The organism is Streptomyces panaciradicis (genome assembly GCF_023516615.1).
Lineage (GTDB): Bacteria > Actinomycetota > Actinomycetes > Streptomycetales > Streptomycetaceae > Streptomyces > Streptomyces panaciradicis.
On the sequence record NZ_JAMGBF010000155.1, the window covers coordinates 1 to 18,861 of the forward strand.

Annotated in this window: 17 protein-coding genes and 3 pseudogenes; 5 read left to right on the top strand and 15 right to left on the bottom strand. The window is 68.7% G+C overall.

The features are described 5' to 3' along the window. A pseudogene (locus tag M8J74_RS36345) lies at positions 1–255 on the top strand (DUF1963 domain-containing protein); the annotation flags it as partial. Positions 256–1,553: 1,298 nt separating this feature from the next. Here M8J74_RS36345 and M8J74_RS36350 read toward each other — a convergent pair. The 4 genes from M8J74_RS36350 to M8J74_RS36365 form a co-directional block, all read right to left on the bottom strand. Continuing rightward, positions 1,554–2,843, bottom strand: coding sequence for an SUKH-4 family immunity protein (locus M8J74_RS36350; RefSeq protein WP_249840519.1), 1,290 nt, complete (start codon positions 2,841–2,843; stop codon positions 1,554–1,556). Positions 2,844–3,050: 207 nt separating this feature from the next. Then, positions 3,051–3,668: a hypothetical protein gene (locus M8J74_RS36355; RefSeq protein WP_308406172.1), complete on the bottom strand. Its 618-nt coding sequence runs from the start codon at positions 3,666–3,668 to the stop codon at positions 3,051–3,053. Further along, positions 3,665–5,365, bottom strand: coding sequence for a PHP domain-containing protein (locus M8J74_RS36360; RefSeq protein WP_249840520.1), 1,701 nt, complete (start codon positions 5,363–5,365; stop codon positions 3,665–3,667). The genes M8J74_RS36355 and M8J74_RS36360 overlap by 4 nt, the downstream gene beginning before the upstream one ends. 364 nt (positions 5,366–5,729) lie before the next feature. Further along, on the bottom strand, positions 5,730–6,767 hold the full coding sequence (locus M8J74_RS36365; protein WP_249840521.1) for a hypothetical protein: 1,038 nt from the start codon (positions 6,765–6,767) through the stop codon (positions 5,730–5,732). A gap of 278 nt (positions 6,768–7,045) precedes the next feature. Between M8J74_RS36365 and M8J74_RS36370 the strand changes: the two genes are divergently transcribed. Both M8J74_RS36370 and M8J74_RS36375 read left to right on the top strand, forming a co-directional pair. After that, positions 7,046–7,498, top strand: a complete 453-nt coding sequence (locus tag M8J74_RS36370) for a hypothetical protein (protein WP_249840522.1) — start codon at positions 7,046–7,048, stop codon at positions 7,496–7,498. An 81-nt stretch (positions 7,499–7,579) separates the two neighbouring features. Beyond that, a pseudogene (locus tag M8J74_RS36375) lies at positions 7,580–7,828 on the top strand (hypothetical protein); the annotation flags it as partial. Positions 7,829–7,918: 90 nt separating this feature from the next. On the opposite strand, the gene M8J74_RS36380 reads toward M8J74_RS36375, so the two are convergent. The 6 genes from M8J74_RS36380 to M8J74_RS36405 form a co-directional block, all read right to left on the bottom strand. Then, positions 7,919–8,332 carry a hypothetical protein gene (locus M8J74_RS36380; protein ID WP_249840523.1) on the bottom strand — a complete coding sequence of 138 codons (414 nt, stop codon included), beginning with the start codon at positions 8,330–8,332 and terminating at the stop codon, positions 7,919–7,921. A 45-nt stretch (positions 8,333–8,377) separates the two neighbouring features. Further along, a complete protein-coding gene (locus M8J74_RS36385; protein ID WP_249840524.1) occupies positions 8,378–8,860 on the bottom strand; it encodes an allene oxide cyclase barrel-like domain-containing protein in 483 nt (160 codons plus the stop codon). Between the two features lie 81 nt (positions 8,861–8,941). After that, complete coding sequence (locus M8J74_RS36390; protein ID WP_249840525.1) at positions 8,942–9,658, bottom strand: hypothetical protein; 717 nt, start codon at positions 9,656–9,658, stop codon at positions 8,942–8,944. Beyond that, positions 9,651–10,682 (bottom strand): nitrilase-related carbon-nitrogen hydrolase, encoded by a 1,032-nt coding sequence (locus M8J74_RS36395; protein WP_249840526.1) that lies wholly within the window; start codon positions 10,680–10,682, stop codon positions 9,651–9,653. The genes M8J74_RS36390 and M8J74_RS36395 overlap by 8 nt, the downstream gene beginning before the upstream one ends. Before the next feature lie 117 nt (positions 10,683–10,799). Beyond that, positions 10,800–11,273 (bottom strand): VOC family protein, encoded by a 474-nt coding sequence (locus tag M8J74_RS36400; RefSeq protein ID WP_249840527.1) that lies wholly within the window; start codon positions 11,271–11,273, stop codon positions 10,800–10,802. Between the two features lie 101 nt (positions 11,274–11,374). Further along, a complete protein-coding gene (locus M8J74_RS36405; RefSeq protein WP_249840528.1) occupies positions 11,375–12,280 on the bottom strand; it encodes an NmrA family NAD(P)-binding protein in 906 nt (301 codons plus the stop codon). A 418-nt stretch (positions 12,281–12,698) separates the two neighbouring features. Between M8J74_RS36405 and M8J74_RS36410 the strand changes: the two genes are divergently transcribed. Next, positions 12,699–13,151, top strand: coding sequence for a MarR family winged helix-turn-helix transcriptional regulator (locus tag M8J74_RS36410; RefSeq protein WP_249840529.1), 453 nt, complete (start codon positions 12,699–12,701; stop codon positions 13,149–13,151). Between the two features lie 254 nt (positions 13,152–13,405). Here the strand turns inward: M8J74_RS36410 and M8J74_RS36415 are convergent, their stop codons facing one another. Together M8J74_RS36415 and M8J74_RS36420 are read right to left on the bottom strand one after the other, a co-directional pair. Then, entirely contained in the window at positions 13,406–13,585 is a 180-nt protein-coding gene (locus M8J74_RS36415; RefSeq protein WP_249840530.1) for a hypothetical protein, read from the bottom strand. Positions 13,586–13,852: 267 nt separating this feature from the next. Beyond that, positions 13,853–14,794 (bottom strand): hypothetical protein, encoded by a 942-nt coding sequence (locus M8J74_RS36420; RefSeq protein ID WP_249840531.1) that lies wholly within the window; start codon positions 14,792–14,794, stop codon positions 13,853–13,855. A 268-nt stretch (positions 14,795–15,062) separates the two neighbouring features. Between M8J74_RS36420 and M8J74_RS36425 the strand changes: the two genes are divergently transcribed. After that, positions 15,063–15,806: an SDR family oxidoreductase gene (locus M8J74_RS36425; protein WP_249840532.1), complete on the top strand. Its 744-nt coding sequence runs from the start codon at positions 15,063–15,065 to the stop codon at positions 15,804–15,806. Positions 15,807–15,808: 2 nt separating this feature from the next. Here M8J74_RS36425 and M8J74_RS44680 read toward each other — a convergent pair whose 3' ends face one another. The 3 genes and pseudogenes from M8J74_RS44680 to M8J74_RS36440 form a co-directional block, all read right to left on the bottom strand. Beyond that, positions 15,809–15,943 (bottom strand): hypothetical protein, encoded by a 135-nt coding sequence (locus M8J74_RS44680; RefSeq protein WP_283949044.1) that lies wholly within the window; start codon positions 15,941–15,943, stop codon positions 15,809–15,811. Positions 15,944–16,946: 1,003 nt separating this feature from the next. Further along, positions 16,947–18,191 (bottom strand): ThuA domain-containing protein, encoded by a 1,245-nt coding sequence (locus M8J74_RS36430; RefSeq protein WP_249840533.1) that lies wholly within the window; start codon positions 18,189–18,191, stop codon positions 16,947–16,949. 339 nt (positions 18,192–18,530) lie between these two features. Next, positions 18,531–18,860 (bottom strand): annotated as a pseudogene (locus tag M8J74_RS36440) (ABC transporter ATP-binding protein); the annotation flags it as partial. Position 18,861 lies beyond the last annotated feature (1 nt).

An 18,861-nucleotide genomic window follows, 5' to 3' on the forward strand; every position in this document is an offset into this window, starting at 1 on the left:
GACATCCTGGACCGTTTCGAGGACGCCGTCCGGAACGCGACAGCAGGCGGCGCTTCACACGGAGTCTCCATCCAACTCGGCGGCTGCTCGAGCCCCTGGCAGTTGGCACCGGACGAGGGCGACCTCGTTCTCCTGGCCCAGATCCACGGCCAGTCCATCGACTCAAACGTCTACACCCAGACCCTGATCGTCGGCACCCGCGAGGACATCGCAGAGCGCCGGTACGAAGCCCTGGAATTCGAGCAACAAGTCTGAGCGGTCACCAGCTTGTTCACCACTGCCCCGGCGGCGCAGGGCTGCGGTGAGGGAGTACCGCTGGCCGGCGAGGCGAGAGTTCCCACACCGAAAAGAGGTGCACGTCCGCCAGCTCATGGCCGACGGGTGTACACGTCCGAGCCCGGTGCCAGCGCGATGCCAACTCTGAAGGCATCTACTTGTCGAGAGCCAGGCAGATGCCCGGCAAACGCGGTCATGTCTCTGTCTCTGTCTCTGAGGCTGCCAGGGTCTGCCGTGCTCCCTCTCCATGGGCAGCCGCACCTGGTCCGCCGTCCGCGCCGTCGGGATCTTCGCAGTCAACGTTCTCGCTTGGTCCGACTGACATGGGAGTAACGCCGCTTCGTGAGCAATGCTCTTCGGCTTGCCCAGTATCCTCGTTTTCCCACCGAAACCGCGGATGCCCCGACCTGAAGCAGATCGATCACCCCTGGGGCTCAGGCTGCAGTGCTGAAGCCTGGGTGGCGCCTCGTCAGGGAAGCCGCCTGAGCCACAACCTGGCAACACCGAAGGCGACGGCCGCCACGGCTAGTCCTGTGAGGACCGTTGCCGTGTACGCCCAGTCGGGCGACAACTGCCTGAAGGGCTCGAACGTGACGTCGCGAGTGATGAGGAATGCTGCGACGGCGGCGAACGTCGCCCCCGCTGACTGCTGAGTCCACCGTCCCGGTCTGTCCGAGCGAGGAGTGAAAGGTTCTGTCACGCATCCGTTGTACCGGCCCCGGTCCCACTGATCAATGGCGGCCGACCGAAGTGGCGCCCACCGCGGCGGCTTCGCCAGTGCCCCGACTCATCTCCGGCGCTCGAGCGCCGGAGGCTCCGCCGACGCGCACCCCACAGCCTCGCCCTGCGTCAGGCTGAAACACACCTCACGCTGGGCCACACCGAGCAGGTCCACCACGTGCGCCGAGGCCTCCACGGCGACCTTCCCAACCGGCACGCCCAGATCGGCCCACCCGCGCTCTCCTCCCCGCCCAGTCCCGAGCCTCCGAGACGCCCCGAAGCCGCGCAGCGCACCCTGGACGTCCTTGCTCCGGCCTCCACCGAGCTCATTGCGCGCCCCTCCCGCGCCCGACTGCAGCGTCTGAACTGCCTTCTCGCCGCCCGCTCCGCGGACTTTGGGGCCGATCCGTGGGAACGACTGCGCATCCTGGTCCGCCCGGTCCTCCAGCAGGCCAGCCGCTTTGTCCACACGAGGCTCGGCGGTGGCGCGGCAAGCGCCTCCTTCCCGCCCAGGTAGTTCGCGGGCTCCTCCACCTCGCCGCCGTGTCCTGAACGACTCAGTAGCCGTCCACCCCCAACTCTGTGATGCCGGCGTAGAGCCAGCTCCACACGGTGCCGGTCGGGGTGTCCCGGTCGGACAGGTCCGGGGCCAGTTCCGCCAGCTCCGCCAGGAAAAGTTCCGTGACCTCCTCCTGGCCGCCCTCCACCGGGTACGGGTGCCAGCAGGCGTTGCGGTAACGGTCGACGGCCTCCAGGACGCGGGTGAAGACGTCGAGGTCCGGTGCGAGCAGCACCAGCGAGCCGTCGTGACCGATGTGCACGGTGCCGTCGTGTCGGTGGAGGTACACCTCACCGTACTCGGTGTCACCGAAGGCGATCAGGTCCTCCGCGGCCACCCCGTCGGGCAGCACTGTGCCGGCCAGGTCTTCCCGAGCCGGGGGACGCATTGCGTCGACCGGGCGGCTCTCGTACTCGCCACTGTGGCAGACCCACCAGGTGGGCAGGCCGACGTCCCGCAGAAACCGCCTGCTGCCGGCGTGGGCAAGCCCCTCGGGCAGCTCCTCCTCGGGGATGCGTACGACGTGCTGCTTGCCGAAGGCCTCGTCGACCCGTGCCGCGGTCAGCGGCCCCGTCGGCCGCCGTACGGCGGGGGCGGGTCCCGGCGGCGGGCTCTCCGCCGACGAGGGGTCGATGCCCGCGTCGCGCGGCCAGTCCCGCAGCGTGTCGCCGTCCGTCTCCACGACCGCTATGCCGTGCACGCTCTCGATGAGATGACGGGTGCGGCCACCGTCGGTGACGAAGGCCTCGGCGCCCTCCCACTCCTCCGGGAGAGACAGATCGTGGTCGCACAAAGCCGCTCCCATGCCGGGTCCGCCGACAACGGGCGCGCCGATCAGCGCCGTCTCGTCCGCGACCGTCGCACGGCGGCCGGTCGCGGCGTCGAGCCAGAGCGGGCCGCGCTGGTCGGTGACCTCGATGAGCTCGCGTCCCCCGTCCAGGCACCGGCGCACCTGGAAGTAGTCGCCGTTCAGACTCGGGTGGGCGAGGAACCAGTTCGGCGGTCGCCACCACGCCCACATCGTCCGCCACGGCATGCCAGGAGCGGCCGCCGAGATGCGTTCGGCGTACCCGTGGTGACCGGTCGCCTTCGCCGCGAAGTGCAGCCAGGAGGCGAACTCGCGGGAACTCACCTCCCCGCCCCCGAAGATCGCCTCCGCCTGCAGGAAGACCTCGCCACCGACGCTGCTCGCCCGGTCGCTGTCCTCAAGGTGACCACGCAGAACCGCACGGTCGGCAGTCGACAGCCGTGCGGGATCGGCCAGGACTTGGTCAAGATCGCTGTTCATGAGGTCATGCTGCCAGCCTCCGCCGACAACCGGCGTGGAACGTCAGTCCGTCGTCGAGGAAACCGCCGTGCTCGGCGGAGTGGCGTCGCCGAGACGGCTGCGCCCGTGCTCCGCTCGGCAACTCCCCCTATGGGCCCCCTCATCTCGGCCCTCCCGCCCAGAAGACGACCGGCCGACAACCCCGCCGCGGATTACAGCGGGGTGCCGTCAGGGGTGGTCGGCGCAGCACGGGGTCGGGTCGGGAACCTCGAAGGGCGCGAGGGTGCCTCCCGCCGCCGGAACGAGGGCGAGGGTCAGGTCCCCGGCTCGCCACTCGGGCCGTACGTGGCCACGAGTGAGTACTGGTGTGGTCACGGCGGGAGTCTCCGCCGCCGGCATGCCCACCACGACGAGCCGCTCGATCGCGGTCAGGTCCAGAAGGGCCGCGGTGGTGACCGTGCCGGTGAGGTGTTCGACGCCCGGATAGAGCACCGCTCGTCCGCCCTCGCGGCGTGCGTGTTCCCGGGCGGCCAGCGCCGCCGTGTGCGTCAGTGGCTGGGATCCGTAGACGTCATCGGCCAGCACAGCACCGGCGTTCAGCTCCGCCAAGGCGGCGATGTGCGCCCACGCTGCACGGGCCGCTTCGGTGTCGGGCAGGGCGAGGGAGACGGCCGTACCTCTGCGTTCGTCGGTACGGATGAGGTGGGTGCAGGCGATCGTGCCGGAGGGCAGGCCGAGCCGGTCCGCCAGGTCATGGATCAGGTGGTCGGCCTCGCGCAGGCTCACCGTGCCGGCGTCGACCCCGATGACGGAGTGGACGCCGGGCGCGTCGTCAGCGATGTTCACGCGGGCAGGACCCACATGGGGTTGGAGTAGAACCACAGGTCCTTCCACGGGTCCGCGTCGCCGAGGACGTCCATGGCCGGACCCGCGGGATCGACCGCGGCGCCGTTGAGGCCCACAGCGCTGCGGTTGCCGTCGGTTCCGCGCAGGCGTACGTAGACCGGCTTGTCGACCCGGCCGAGCGAGTACGTCAGCCGTACGGAACCAGTGGCCTTGTTCACCTCGAAGGACTTCACAACCTTGGTGTTCGGCGCGCTGAAGGCGTCCTTGTCGGACACCGGGCTGGTGACGTCACCCTGGATGACGTCCACGCGGGCCAATTGCGGCACGAACTGGGCCCAGTTGGGGCCGTTCGCCAGACTGATCTCGACGATCAGGTCGACGTTGCTGCCGCGGCGGACGTGCAGTGCGTCGCCCAGGGTCACCCTTCGGCCGCCGGAGCGCAGCTGGGCGTCGAGGCCGCTGATGAGTCCGCCGTGGTCGACCCAGACGCGGCCGGCGCGAATGCCGTCCATGACCGCCTTGTAGGAGAAGGAGGCGGCACCGACGTGGGTGCGGGAGTACTGGCCGGGCCAGAAGTCGCCGTCGGCAAGGTTGAGGCCGCCACCGTAGACGGGGTCGTTGTAGCGGCCGTTGCCGTTGAAGTCGCTGTTGGGGCCGCGCACAGCGGTGTCGGCGTAGACGTTGTGGGAGTCGGAGTTGGCGGTGATCCACCAGGGCTTACCCTCGGCGAGCAGGCTGTCCCACAGGCCTCCGACAGTGGCCGTCATCCAGTCGAAGCCGCCCCAGGTGCGGTAGCTCTCCAGGGGGTAGCCGCCGAAGGAGTCGGCGCTGGGGCTGTTGTCGTAGTAGCCACGGCCGGAACCGGGGCCCTGCGGCGCCTTGATGCCGGCGGCCTGGTGGCCGGGGGCACCCTCCATGCCGACCGCGATGGTGGGCTGGGCGTCGCGCCAGCCACGGATCTCGTGCGGGGAGTCGATGCCCTTGCGCGCGGGGTGGTTGGCGAGGAACAGGATGTCCCTGACCTTACGGCGCTGGACCTGCTCGGCAAGGAAGTTGACGCCCGCGATGGCAAGCGCCTCGTTCGCCGCGGTGCCGGCGGTGGCCCCCTTGACCGCGCCGTCGAAGGAGTTCTCGAACTCCTTGAGCACCGCGACCTCGTTCTTGCCCGGGTGGACGAAGACAGTGCCGTGCTCGGCGGCCGGAATGTTCCATTCCAGGCCCTGGAAGACGAGCGTGTCATCGATCTGGTCGCGGGCCGCGACGATGTCCGGGTTGACCTTCTCCACCCCGATCTTGGCATGGGTCTCGCTGCCGTGGTCGGTGATGACCATCCAGTCCAAACCGTGCGCGTTGGCCTGCCGTACGTGGTCGATGACGCGGTACTTGGCGTCCGAGCTGTACTGCGTGTGGATGTGATGGTCGCCCGCGAGCCACAGGTAGCCGCCGGAGCGGTCGTCGTGGGAGCCCACCGCAGCGGGTACGGCGGCTGCGGCCTGGCCCGCACCGCCCAGGACGCTGCCGGCCGCGAGGCCCGCGCCGAGGAGTCCGGTGCGGCGCAGCATGGAGCGCCGCGAGAGCTGGCTGGGGGTCAACTCCTCGTCAGGGACCGACATGTCGAGGGCGGGCGGCAGCGAGGAGGACTCGCGGCTGTCGTGGTGGTGATGGTGACCGTGATCGTGTCTGTGGCCGTGACTCATGCTCAACTCCGGCGGACGGCAGAAAGGTACACGCGTGGGACGTGCAGATTCTGAGCAGGCCGGATGAACGGCGGGCATCTGGGCGGTGGGGGGTCGCCGAACGGCTGATGTGTGGTGAGGGCGTTGGCGGTCCCTGGGCGGCCAGTGGGCACTTGGGTCCTGCCCCTCTTCACAGTGGTTGCGCTCGCGGCAGTCGTGCTCGATGCGCCGGCGCATCCTGCCGAAGCTGACCGGTCGGCCAGACGGGCTGGCTGGAGTGCATCAGCGCCTTCAACCCCCCGGAACGCCCACGGAACCTCGCGCCACTCCGGCGGGCGCAGGAGGCGGGCGGGGCGTCGCCGCCCGCCTCGACGGGACCGTCGGGTCAGACGTCCATCACGTGCAGGGTGAGCGCGACGCCGTACTTCCCGGTCAAGGCGAACAGCCGGCTGCCGTCCGGGGACCAGGCCAAGCCGTGCGGACGCAGGCTCAGGCCGCTGCCCGGGTCGAGGTCGACGATCTGCGAGGGCGCGTCAGCGCCCGCGGGGAACAGGTAGACGTCGGGGCCGTAGGAGTTGTCGATGCCGGCAGCGACGGTGCCGTCAGGTGCGACAGCGACCGCGTCCGGGTAGGCGTTCGTGGGGTAGATGTGCTCCACCGACAGGTCCGCGAGACGGAAGGCCAGGTGGTGGTACGGCGCACCACTCACCGCGAACAGTGTCCGCCCGTCGGGCGACAGCGCCAGGTCACCGACGTCGGAGATGCCACCGGGGTTGTTCTGCGTGGTGCGCACGACAGGGGTCCCGGACGTCACGTCGTACACGGTGACCGTGCCCGCGGTCGACTTCTGATCGGCGGCGATCACCAGACCCGGCGCGCTGGGGGCGGACACCAGCATCGGCGGCCCGGGCCAGGTGCCCTCCGGGAGTTGGGCCAGCCTCACCCGGGGCTGGGCGCCCAAGGTGAGCGAGCCGAGGTTGCTCTCCCACTGGTCGCCGTAGGCGAACCAGAGCGTGCCGTCCACCCACGTCATGCGTAGCGGGGCGGTGCCGGCCCCGGTGGCGTAGCGCGCCGTCGTCCGGTAGGTGGCGGTGTCCACAGCGGCGATGGCGTCGCCACGGCTGAGCGCCACGTACAAGGTGCGGGCATCGGGGCTCAGCACCAGGTCGGCAGCACCCGGCAGGTCGGTGAGTGTCCGGGTGACGCGGCCGGCGAAGTCGGTGACCACGACGGAGCCGGTGACGATGTCGGCGATGTACAGCCGCTGGTGCACGGCGTCGACGGCCATGTCTGCGTGGTACTCGACCGGCAGGGTGGTGGTCGTGACCGCCGGGGCTGCCGTCGCGCCAGGCGCGGCGCCGACGACGGCGAACAGGGCTAGGAGTAAGGCACCGAGTAGGGCTCTGAGCCGGATGCGTCGCATACGCACGTCTTCCTCACGTACGAGCGCCCCCCGCGGGCGCGATCGGCAGGGATCAAGCGTTGCGACGTCTGCCCCTTCGCGGCAGGTCCATGCTCAATCGGCCAACGGACGAGCCCGAAGACGGTTCTCGTGCCGGTGAGACGTGCCATCAGGTCCGCCATGGCAAGGTAGTTCATGGCTTCGCACCGGGCCACGAGGGTCTCCTACGTGAGAGCCGGATGGCGCTCGCTTCCTCGACCAAGCCGCGGCGTTTACAGATGAACAACTGCGCTTTCCGAATGGCCGTCAACCAGCGCGTCACGCGGCTTGAGTGTCCCTTCCCGACCGGGGCGATCGACGCGTATCGTCCCGACATGGACACCACCGTCTCCCCCCGCGTCCTTGTCATCGGGCTTGATCCGTATCGGTTGCCCGGGCCGTGGGACCCTGAGCCGGTAGCCGAGGCGATCAAGGCGGGACTGGCCAAGTTCGCCGAACATGACGTGTCCGTCGAGACCTGCCTCATCGGCCTTGATGGAAGTGACGACGTAGAAGTGGTCGTCGGGAATGCCCTGCGAGCTCATCCGTGGGAGTGCGTCACCGTCGGCGGTGGTCTGCGGCACTCAGACGATCAAGTGGAACTCCTCGAACAAGTCGTCAACCTGGTGCGGCGGCACGCCCCGCAGGCGGCAATCGCGTTCAACACCACCCCAGCCACCACCTACGAGGCCGCTGCCCGTTGGATCGAGTGACGGCAACAAACTCGGCAGCTCGAGTCATCTCCCGACTCCTCCCCTTCCCTGTCCGGGACTTACTGGCCCTAACAAAGTCTCGCTCGCGGCTCCGGCGCGGGGAGCATGACCAACCACGCCCTGTTCGTCGCCACCGCCCAACCGCTGGAACATCGGCTCCTTTTTGAGCGCTTTCTGTCCGAGCGGCGCACCTCGCTGCCGGATATCGACCTGGACATGGAGTCCGCGCGCCGCTTGGAGGTCTACGACAAGATCTTCGAGCGGTTCGGACGGGACCGGGTGGCGGTGACGGGCATGCCCGAGACCTACCGGGCCCGGCACGCCCTGCGTTTCCCTGTCAAGTCCAGCGTGTTGAGGTACAGCTGGTAGATCGGCGACGAGGCTGGCTGACGGACCCGGGCCTGCGCTCGGGATCGTTGCTCAGGACTCGTCGGAGAGGAAGTGCCCGGCGAGCGGGGTGCCGGCGAACTTCTTGTGCATCAGACGGGAGAAGAGCAGCAGCGAGTTGCGCGGCCGGTGGAGCACCGCAAGGTCCTGGGCCTGCCCCGCGGCGTTCCGGGTGACCGTGACGAGGACCTTCAGGGGCTCGCCCTGGATCGAGGACTCATAGACCTCCAGGAATCCGTTGTCGCCGAAGTCGCCGGCGTAGCTGAAGTCCTGGAACTCGTACAGTTCGCGGGCTTTGACCACGATGGTCCGGACCGTTTCCGCTCCGCGCGCCGTGCCGTTCATCGCGGCGCCCTCCAGTGTGGCGTCGTCGGCCAGGTGGTCCAGCCACCAGGGGTAGTAGCTCAGGCCTTGGCGGTCGGTGTCGCCGTGTTCCGTGTCTGTCATGTCATGTCTCCTTGCTCCGGTAGAGGTGAGCGGGCTTGGGGGTGGTCAGCGGGTGATGTGGAAGGTGAGGTGCCGCTCCGTGGTGCCGGCCGGAACGGTGTGGACGTAGCCTTCGGCACCCTTGTAGGTGCCTGATCCGCCGGTGATGGCGACGTCGACGGCCGAGTGGGAGGGCAGGTGGAGCAGAGCCTGCCCGGTGATCTGCCCCTGGGGCAGGGCGAAAGTGCCCAGGCACTGGAGTGTGTCCGGACCGATGTGCACGTAGGTGCACACCACGGCGTGGTCGCCGACTTTCTTCCCGTTCTGGTACAGGTCTTCGGCGACGACCAGCTCATCACCGAGGCTGTGTCCCTTCTCGCCCGTGTCGACGGTGTGGGACTGGGTCTGCTTGGCGACCAACTCGGCGATCTCCGCGCGCTGGTGTGCGCTCGTCGCGCTGTCGGTACCGGCTGACGCCACTCCAGTACCGGCGAGGAGCAGGGCGGCCGCGGTGAGCGGCAGGAGTCGGCTCAGGAGCATCTTGCGCATGGTGCGCTCCGTATCTCATGGGTGTTGTCGTCCCGTGCGTGCGGGGGCATCGCATCTGGGAGGGGTGGTCGCTTTGCCCGGTCAGATGAACAGGACGCTCTCGACGTCGATGGTGACGAGTGCCGAGTCCCGGGACACTGTTCCGTCCTTGCCGAGCCGGAAGACGCGGCGCCGGGTCGGGACCATGATCCCGTCGAACTCCTGGTAGGCGGAGGGGTAGTGGGCGGCGGGGCCCGCGTTGATGACCTCGGGCGTGTAGTCGTGTCTGCGCAGCAGGCCGTCCGGGCCGAAGTAGAACACCTGCTCGCGGCAGTGTGTGGCGATGTGGTCCGGGAAGGTGACCCGCAGGCGCCTCCAGGGCTCCGTCTCCTCGGTGATCGCCGGCAGTTCCACGACCTTGAACCCGTCGGAGCCGAAGGTGAAGGGGGACGTGAGATAGGTCCACATCGCATAGCCGGCGAAGTAGGCGACGTGCAGGTCGTCCCAGGGAGCGCGCACGTCGCTCGGGAACGAGGCGCGAGGGTGGGAGCGCTCGGCCTTCACCTCGCCCTCGACCGTCTCGACGGCCACCCGCTCGGCGGTGAAGGAGGTTCGCAGCTGGGCGGCGGTGAAGGGGTAGTGGCTGGCGCGTTGCCGGTGCAGGTCCAGCCGCACCGCCGCATGGCTCAGAATTCCTTCCCGTCCCTTCAGCCGCCACAGTGAACCCCCGAGGCGGAAGTGCACGGTGGCCGAGCTGTACTGGTGGTAGCGATCCAGGCCGCCGTGCGCCTCGACGGCGGTGCTCAGCAGATCACCCACGGGAGAACTCCTCTCGTGTCGTCGTCGAGGTGTCACTGGGCACGCCGTTCGCGCTGTCTTCGTCGACAGCACGAGCGGCAGGGGCCGGCGCCCGGGTGCCGCGCTTGTGGATGTGCGGCGTCGGCGTGCGGTCGATGTGGAGGCTGAGCAGTTCAGGACGGCTGTAGTGGCCGCGCGAGTCCATCAGGCGCTTGCGCAGGTCGATGCGGGAGAGGTCCAGGTCAGCGATGACCTCTCCCTCACCCGACGTGAGGGGCTCGCCCATGACGCGGCCTTCGGGGTCGACGATGGCGGTGAAGAAGCCGCCGGAGACGGCGGCGAGGGGTCCACCGGTGTCCGCGACGATCTGCTCCTGCTGGGCGGCGTCGAGCCAGGCGGTGGCGTTGACCACGAAGCAGGCCGACTCCAACGCGTGCTGGCGGATGCTCACTTCGATCTGCTCGGCGAACTGCCGGCCACCGAAGCCACCGGGGTACATCGCGGCGTGGATCTGCTCACCGTCGGCGATCAGGGCGTAGCGCGCCAGGGGCAGGTAGTGCTCCCAGCATGCGAGCTGGCCGATGCGGCCGACGGCACTGTCCACCGCCTGCAGACCCGACCCGTCGCCCTGACCCCACACCATCCGCTCGTGGTAGGTGGGCGTGATCTTGCGGCGACGCTGGATCAACGTTCCGTCCGCGTCGAACAGCAACTGAGTGTTGTAGAGGGTGCCGCCGTCACGCTCGTTGACGCCGACCGAGACGACCATCCCGGCTTCCCGGGCGGCTTCGGCGATCGCGTCGGTCTCGGCGGACGGTACGGTCACCGCCTCTTGCAGCAGGAGCAGGTGCTCCTTGGCCGTCATGTAGGGCGGCTGCATGTAGGAGAAGTAGGGGTAGTACGGGATGACGGTCTCGGGGAAGACGGCGAACTGGACACCCTGCTCGCCCAAGTCGCGGATCTTCCGCACGATCTTGCCTGTGGTGCCGGCGCGGCTGTAGAGCACGGGGCTGATCTGCACCGCGGCAGCTCGTACGACTGTCATGTGCGGTTTCCTTTCGGTTCGTGGGTGAGGCTGTCGTCGCGGTGGGGCGCGTGACGGCGGGGGGCCACCCGCGGAGCAGCGAGACTGATCGTGGAAAACTGTCTGCCATAGGGGCGTTCAGCGGCCGGGGAACCTCTGTGTGATCTCCTGGAGCACCCAGCCGTTGCCGTCCGGGTCGCTGAACGTGGCGAAGGAGCCGTAGCTGGCTCGCTCGGGGTGCGGTCCGGTGATGCGCGCCTGGCCCTGACCGTTGTGGACGACGTCTCCGGCATCGTGACCGTGGAAGAAGATGCCCTTGTCGTCGTGGAACACCTCGCTCACCTCGATTCCACGGCCGACCAGGTCCGCGCGGGCCTCTTCTATGTCCTCGACGACGAGGTACAGCCCCTGGGCCGACCCGGGCGCGGCCGTGGTGAGGCCCTGTCCGAAGATGATCGACGACTCGGACCCGGGCGGCGTGAGGTGGACGACGCGGTAGTCGTCCGTGACGTCCTGGGCGAGGTCGAGGCGGAATCCGGCCTTCTCGTAGAAGGCCCTGGAACGGTCGACGTCCGAGACCGGCAGGACGAGAAGCTCGAGTTTCATGTTCATTGGTTTGATCACTTTCGTTGTCGGTGTCCCACACCAGTGCGGGACGCAGGGGGATCCTCCTGGTGCTCGCCACGCCGCGTGCGGCGAGCCATCGGGAAGGGTCAGGCGAGGTAGAAGTCCTTGCGTGCCGCGACGAAGTCCTCGATCGTCGAGGCGGGAGCGCCGGTCAGGCGCTCGACGGCGTCCGACGCCCGGTCGTAGCGGTTCTGCTGATGCAGGCGGCACATGGTGACGATGTGCTGCTCGATGTGGGACGGCAGACCGATCGTGGAGAGCACCTCGTTCCGCCACTGCTCCAGGGGGACGTCCACGTAGGAGATCGGCCGGCCCAGTGCCTTGGAGAAGGCCTCGGCCATCTCGGTCATGTCGACCGTGCGCGGGCCGGTCAGTTCGTAGACGTGACCCGCGTGGGGGGCGGGATCGTGCAGCACGGTGGCGACCACCCTGGCGACGTCGTCCACGGCGATCGGCGAGGTACGCCCGGTTCCGAACGGCAGCTCGATCGTGCCCCTCTTGGGGACCGTCTGCGCCGGAAGCGTGGTGAACAGCGGGTTGTCCAGGAACGACGTGGGCCGGATATGAACCACCGGCAGACCTGACCAGTCGAACACCTGCTCCGCAAGCCAGTGCAGCCGCTGCTGGCGGGACTCCGCGGTGCTGGTGGCGGTCATCTGCGACACGGTCATCTGCGACATGTCCACCAGTGCGTCCAGCCCGCCGTACTCCCGCGCGACGCTCGCCACGATGGTCGCCGCGAGCAGGTGATCCGGTGATACGGGCATGGCGAAGTACATACTTCGTACGCCTTCCAGAGCGACCGCGACGGTCTCGGGTCGTGTGAGGTCACCGAGGACGACCTCAGCCCCGAGTGCCCGCAACTGCGCGGCGCGGTCGTCGTCCCGACGGACCATGACACGCACCGGTACGTCCCGTGCGCGCAGCTTCTCGAGGACGCTACGGCCCACGCCGCCCGCGCCTGTGATGAGAACGGGGTTACTGGCAGTCATGGGTTTGTCTCCCTTTTCCTTGTGACTGGGCGAAGATCGAAATCGCATCCGCGGTCGGTGGGGCGCGGCCGTACCGGCGGCGCCTCCTTGACTGTCGCGGGAGAAGCAGGGAAGGGATTCGAGAGGCTTCCTCCCTGACATTAGGAGCATATGCTCCTAATCGCGGAAGTGCAAGAGATCTCCCTTCGGGGGCTGCGGCTGCGCACGATGCGATGAACTGCGCTTCCGGCAGCCGGGCCGCCGCCCCCGAAAGCCACTCCGGCGCCTTTCGGGCCTACGCCCCGGCGAAACGGTCACCGCGGCCGAACCGGCGAGGCGCCGCCTCTTGCCGCACCGATGGGGTGCGACCGCCTCCTCGTAGCACCTCCAGCGGTTAGGTGCATATACTCGTACCTTGATCCCGCATCTGGAGGAAAGCATGGCCGGCACCGAGAGGGACAACAGCAGTTCCTGCAACAACCTGGCTCTGCGCAAGGCAGCCCGGTACCTCAGCGCCACCTACGACAAGGCGCTCGCCCCGACGGACCTGCGCGCCACGCAGTTCAGCATCCTCCAGAAGCTGAGCACCCGCGAGCAGATCACCATCAGCAGCCTCGCCGAGATGATCGCCATGGACCGCACCACCTTGGCCAGCAATCTCAAACCACTCGCCCGGGAAGGCCTCGTCACCGTCGAACCGTCACCGGCAGACCGCCGCGCCCGCATCGTCACCCTCACCCCGGACGGCCTCGCCCGGATGAAGGCCGCACTCCCCTACTGGCGCACCGTGCAGTCCGAGTTCGAGGAGAGCTTCGGCCAGGACAAGGCGGCACGACTGCGCGCCGCTCTCGAGGACGTCCTCGGCACCGGATTCGACCCCTGGGCGGAGTAGACAGCGGCCCTCCTGCTGGCGGGCTCCGCCTAGAACAGGTGGAGGAAGCATCCGATCGCGACCGCTCCGGCGGCCGCGATCGACGTCAACTGGACAAGGGTCTTCCGGTACTTCACAAGGACTCCTCTCGGGATTCGTACGGCGCGCGAAGGGCGGCGCAGTACTGCGGAAGATTGAGGATCCCGGCCGGGGGTGACACCGGTTCGCGGTGGCACGGGCGGGCGGAACCCGCCCAGGCCGGCCGGGGCGGCGGCTCACAGGCCGCCCATGCGTATGAGCCACCAGTCCGGGTTGTAGGCGCCGCTCAGGGTGTCGTGAGGAACGGCCGGTCGCTCTTCCACCGTGTCCTCCGGCCGGACGCGCTCGGGCAGCTTGGAGAACCGCAGGCTGCGCTGCCGCTGCGCCGGGTCGGCGGCGGTGCGTTCGTGTTCCATTTCAGCGTCTCCTCTTCGCGGCGCTCTCGCCGCGCTCGATGGCATCCGCTCTGCCCGGGGCAGGGTCGGAAGCGGCCTTCCTGGCGGCGTCGTTCTGCCACCAGGAGCTTCTGCGTGACGATTCCGACCGGTCGTGCCGTTCCCCGCAGTCGGCGGGAGGACCGGTCGTCGGCCGCCGTTCTTGCCGGGAGTCTTGCCCGCCAGGAACGGCAGAGTGCCGGAACGACAGAGCGGCAGGAACAGCAGCTGCGGGGTCTGTCGCAGCGGTCACGCGACGGCTGCCCGGCGCCGCATCAAGCGGGGGTGCAGGCTCAGCAGGAATCCCGCGGCGATCGCCCACAGAGCCAGGGTGAGGACGGGACCGGCGAGGTGCGAGCCGTTGTAGTAGCTGAGATCGGCGATGCCGCGGACAGCCGCTCCCGGCGGCAGCAGGGCGGAGACCGCACGGGCCCCGGAGGGCAGCAGGTCGGCTCCGATGACCGCACCGCTCGTGGCGTTGCCGACGGTCAGCAGCACCAGTGTGGTGATCGGCAGCCCGATCGGCCCCAGGAAGGCGCCCAGGAGCTTGGTCGTGAACGCCGTCGCGGCCGCGAGCAGGGCCAGCACGAAGACCAGCGGCACCAGTGGGGCCGGGGCGGCGCCCAGGACGGGTCCGACGACGATCGCGCCTACGGTGCCGATGGCGGCGGATGCTCCAGCGAGCAGGAAGTACCGGTGCCGGAGACGCATGACACCGGCCAGCCCCAGGACGTTGGAGCCCAGAACGAAACCGGCCAGGCTCACGCCGAAGGCCACGTAGAAGCCGGCCAGGCCGCGGGCGTCGTGCTCGGCCAGCGGGACCACGTCCACGGTGGTTACGTGCGCGCCGGCGCCCTGGGCGTAGGCGTCGACGAGCTGGCTCACGGCCGACGTGGTGGACACACCGGCGGCGCCGGCGATCTGCAGGTTCAGATGGCCCGGGGCTGCGGCATCGAGCACCGCCACCACGTCGTGCCGCTCCAGCGCGTGACGTGCCGTCGCGGCGTCCGCGGCGGGGTGGACCTCGACGGCGTCACCCAGGGCCCGCTGTATCTCGCCCGGCAGGCTCGGCCCCGTGACGGCGATGGGCACCCGGTGGGGCTGCGGGTCCCGCTGGAGACCGACGTAGCACGCGATGAAGGCGGCCACGACGATCAGCGAGATCAGCACCGGCTGGAGCCATTTCTTCACGGGCGGCCGGTGAGCCCCCCGGTTCGGATCGGGGGTCTACTCCGCCGCTGCGGGACGCTGCCGCTCACGCTCGGCGGCCGTTCCAGTGGAGAGAGTCATAGCACAACCTTTTGACGGGGAATCGCCGGAGAGAGAAGGGGCCTCGGAGAGCCCCCCTTGGCAATACGAGCATATGCTCTTATCATGGAAAGGGCAAGACCGCCCATCCCGCGGATGCCTACAGCGGGGGACGCTGAGAGGCATCGCACACACCGGAGGAGCACTCACCATGCGCATCGCAGTCGCCGGAGCAACCGGGAACATCGGAGCCCGCACCGTCGCCGTTCTTGAGCAGGCCGCACACGACGTCGTACGGATCAGCCGCTCGCACGGCATCGACCTGATCAGCGGGGACGGCCTCGACACCGCACTGATCGGCGTCGACGCCGTCGTGGACGCCACAAGCCACGAGACAGCCGACCGGGAGGAGGCGGTGGCCTTCTTCGGCGCCGCCACCTCTAACCTGCTCGCCGCCGAGGAGCGAGCCGGTGTCCGTCACCACGTGCTGCTCTCGATCGTCGGCATCGACCGGGTGGACGGCAACGCCCACTACGCCGGCAAACGCGAGCAGGAGCGCCTCGTGGCCGAGGGCCCGACACCGTGGACGATCGTTCCTTTCACGCAGTTCCACGACTTCGCCGCAACGGTGACGAGCTGGACCGAACACGACGGCGTCGCCACCATCCCGCCGCTGCTCGTCCAGCCGATCGCCCCCGCGGATGTCGCCGGCATCCTCGCCGAGATCGCCACGGGCGCACCGCAGGGGCGCTACCGCGACGTCGCCGGCCCGGAACCGCAGGACCTGGTCGACATGGCCCGGCGCACCAATGACGCGCGCGGACACGCGGTCAAGCTGGTGCCCACCTGGTCATCGCTGCTCGGTCCGGAGATGGCAGGCGACGTCCTCCTGCCCGGCAAGGACGCCCGCATCGCGCCGACCACCTTCGATGACTGGCTCGCAGATCCCCAATAGCGTCATCCTGCCCAGCCCCCGGGCAGCTCCCCGCTGACCTTGAGCACTCTTCCGTGCCGGTAGCGCTCACGAAGCCGAGTGGTCGGCAGGGTCATCCCACCGGCGATCAATCCGGCCACGACGCTGAAGAATGTCACGGCTCGTCTCCTTCCAACCAGGCGGCGGCTCCGCCTGGGCTCCCGTCCGGCGCAACCGTCTGATCTCTAGGAGTCAGCAGCAGCCCGGACCTTGAGGACCGCAGCCGGGCTCCGCGGTGAAGGGCTCAAAAGGTGCTGCCTGACTGACCTGTCCCGGCGGGTCCCGGCAAGGGTGACGATCGCCGCAAGGGAGGGGGTCGCCGCGATCCTGGTCGCGCCGCCGGCGTCTGCGCGCACCTGCGGGGCAGCGATGGTCAGGCTGCACGACGCCCCCGGGCCGTCACTGTTCACGATCACCTGACCCGACGACCACAAGGCCGATTGCGGCACGGCCTCATCGCCGTGCCGGGGCGGCCGGACCGCATTACGGCCTCAGCCTGGCCGGGGCCGTGCGCGGTGAACGGGAAGAGCACGGACGACCGGATCGGGAGCGGACAGCCCATCGCGCAACTGCCGGTTTTCCAACACCAGTTGGTTGACCACGCTCGCAGCAGCCCTTCAACGTCGGCGCGGAGCTGTTCGAGCTCGGCTTGTCCTTCTCATGAAGCTCCTTGAGGCGCACAACCTGTTTGCGGAGCCGGATCTCGGCGTCCGTGCGCCGTCCGCGATCCTTGACCTTGGCGGAGAACTCGTTCTTCAGGTCGAGATGGCGCTGGGTGAGGGGCGTTACGAGGGACACCGGCCTCGACGGCGAGGGCCACCACGGTCAGTGCTCCGTTGGAGCGCTCCCTGCCACGAGTCTGATTGCGCGGAAGGGCCCTGACCGGCCAAACCAAGGGCCATCACCCCTGGCTCATATGCCCGATTCCCCAGGACCTCTGCATGGTCCACTCACCGTCGAGGTCCGTCCCCCACGGCGGTTCCGGCCGCGTGACAGTGCCAACTGCCGTGTCGCAGCTCACCGCACCCGTTGTGGGTGCCGCAGGAGTGACAGATGCCGCGCCCAGATGCCGACCATCGCAAGCCGTCGGGGCGCCTCGTGAGACGCCCTTCCGAGGGCCGCCTACGAAGGCAGCGCCCAATACTGGTTGGCCGCCCCGGTGCAGGACCAGATCTGCAGTCGCGTGCCATTCACCGAACTCTGCCCTGTAGCGTCGAGGCACTTACCGGACTGCGGATTGACCAGAGCCCCATTCGCTCCTGGCTGCCAGATTTGCGAGCCGGTGCCGTTGCAGTCGTACAACTGGACCTTGGTGCCGTTCGCTGTTCCGGCGGCCATGACGTCCATGCATTTGCCGAACGCGGTCAAAGTGCCCGAGCCGGTCACCGTCCAGGTCTGGGCGCCGGTCCCGTTGCAGTCATAGAGCTGTACCGCTGTGCCGTTGGCAGTGGTCCCACCGGCTACGTCGACGCATGTGCCGCCGATGCCGCGGATGGCTCCCGTCGCGGTGTGCGGTGGGGTGACCGGACCCGCCTGCCCTGCCGCCCACTTGATCTCCTGAAGCAGAAGCTGATTTTGCTGGGCGCTGGCGAAGGTCGACGACAGGGCGGTGTTGGTCGCGTAATCCATCGCATTGTGACCGAAGTTGTTGTAGACCATGCGGTAGTTGCGGTTGGTCCAGACGATCGGATAGGAGCCGCTGTACCAGGTCTGGTCGGGGTCGGTGCCGATGGGGAACGTGGACTGGTCCATGGACGCCAGGATGTCGATGGCAGGGTTGCTGCGTAGGTCGCTGGACCAGCTGTACCACTCGCTGACCGACGAGGTGATCGTGGCGGGCAGGCCCGCGGTCGCCGCGTGGGAGGCGTCCTCTATGCGCAGCGTCTCGGAGGTGGGGCCCCATGTGTTGCTCTTGAACGTGCCGGTGCCGAGGAAAGTGTTGTGATACCAGGGCCAGTCGCTGGTGTCGTCGTTGAAGGCCGAGACGTGGAAGCCGACGAATCCGCCACCACCAGCCATGTAGGCCTGGAAGGCCTGCTGTTGGGATGCGGTGTGCGGGTAGTCGTCCAGGAACATGACCACCTGATACGAGGCGAGGTCGCTCGCGTTGAGTCGACCCCAGTCCGTGGTGGCGGTATAGGTGAACCCCGCCTGCGTTCCCGCCTGCGGAAACCACGCGTTGGCCTCGTGGTCGAAGCTGATGTGCGCCGCGTCGTACGTACCGTCGTAGAAGGCCAACACCTTGAACGGGGTGGCTGCTTGCGCCCGGTATGCCGGGCCGACCAGGAGGCCGGCGACCACGATCAACAGGGCCAGAAGTTTCGAGACGGTGCGAGCCGAGCCCGTGTGCGCGCTGAATCCGGTCATGCAGAGGCCTTCCTCGTGTACAGCTCGTGGGGGTCGGAGTGCCTGCTGTGCTCGAATCAGAAGTCTAAATCGTGTTCATGTCCATGCCCATAGGTCTGAACCAAACACTTCGCCGCCGCCCATCGGCAGGCCGCATCTCACGCTCGTCGGCAACCCCTGCTGCCAACACACCGAAGAGGGGTCCGATTTGTTTCCCGGTCGACCGCACAGCCGGGGAGCGGCCGGCCCAGCAGACGGCCCGACATGCTCTTCACCGACCGTGGCTACGACCAGGACACATACCGGTGGCCGCTGTGGCCGCGCGGCACGCACCCGGCCATCGCCGAGCGCGGCCGGTTTCACATCCTTGAAGCGCACCGACGCCGGACCCGGCAGCGCTGCACCCTGCCGGGGCAGGGCCTCCTTCGGCCCGGCAGCCGGCTCCGTCGCCAAGCGTTCCACCCGCTCGATCCGGGAGATCGCGGCTTCCCCCTCCTGGTGGTGCGAGACGGCATCGACCAGCCTGGACACCGGCTCGATCAAGGAGAAGAGGTACAGCAGGAACGCAATGAGGGTAGACACGGGGATCTGCCCCGACGCCACCCGTGCGCCGCCGACACCGAGCACAGCCAGAAAGGCCGGCTGTACGGCGAGTTCGTCCGCCGAGCCCGCCGCTGCCTCCCACTTCGCG

Coding starts and splice junctions, on each gene's coding strand:
- M8J74_RS36415 (WP_249840530.1), bottom strand. CDS start 13,585: ATGGAACACGAACGCACCGCCGCCGACCCGGCGCAGCGGCAGCGCAGC.
- M8J74_RS36380 (WP_249840523.1), bottom strand. CDS start 8,332: ATGACAGACACGGAACACGGCGACACCGACCGCCAAGGCCTGAGCTAC.
- M8J74_RS36395 (WP_249840526.1), bottom strand. CDS start 10,682: ATGACAGTCGTACGAGCTGCCGCGGTGCAGATCAGCCCCGTGCTCTAC.
- M8J74_RS36425 (WP_249840532.1), top strand. CDS start 15,063: ATGCGCATCGCAGTCGCCGGAGCAACCGGGAACATCGGAGCCCGCACC.
- M8J74_RS36370 (WP_249840522.1), top strand. CDS start 7,046: ATGGCCGTCAACCAGCGCGTCACGCGGCTTGAGTGTCCCTTCCCGACC.
- M8J74_RS36400 (WP_249840527.1), bottom strand. CDS start 11,273: ATGAACATGAAACTCGAGCTTCTCGTCCTGCCGGTCTCGGACGTCGAC.
- M8J74_RS36385 (WP_249840524.1), bottom strand. CDS start 8,860: ATGCGCAAGATGCTCCTGAGCCGACTCCTGCCGCTCACCGCGGCCGCC.
- M8J74_RS36360 (WP_249840520.1), bottom strand. CDS start 5,365: ATGAGTCACGGCCACAGACACGATCACGGTCACCATCACCACCACGAC.
- M8J74_RS36365 (WP_249840521.1), bottom strand. CDS start 6,767: ATGCGACGCATCCGGCTCAGAGCCCTACTCGGTGCCTTACTCCTAGCC.
- M8J74_RS36430 (WP_249840533.1), bottom strand. CDS start 18,191: ATGACCGGATTCAGCGCGCACACGGGCTCGGCTCGCACCGTCTCGAAA.
- M8J74_RS36410 (WP_249840529.1), top strand. CDS start 12,699: ATGGCCGGCACCGAGAGGGACAACAGCAGTTCCTGCAACAACCTGGCT.
- M8J74_RS36350 (WP_249840519.1), bottom strand. CDS start 2,843: ATGAACAGCGATCTTGACCAAGTCCTGGCCGATCCCGCACGGCTGTCG.
- M8J74_RS36405 (WP_249840528.1), bottom strand. CDS start 12,280: ATGACTGCCAGTAACCCCGTTCTCATCACAGGCGCGGGCGGCGTGGGC.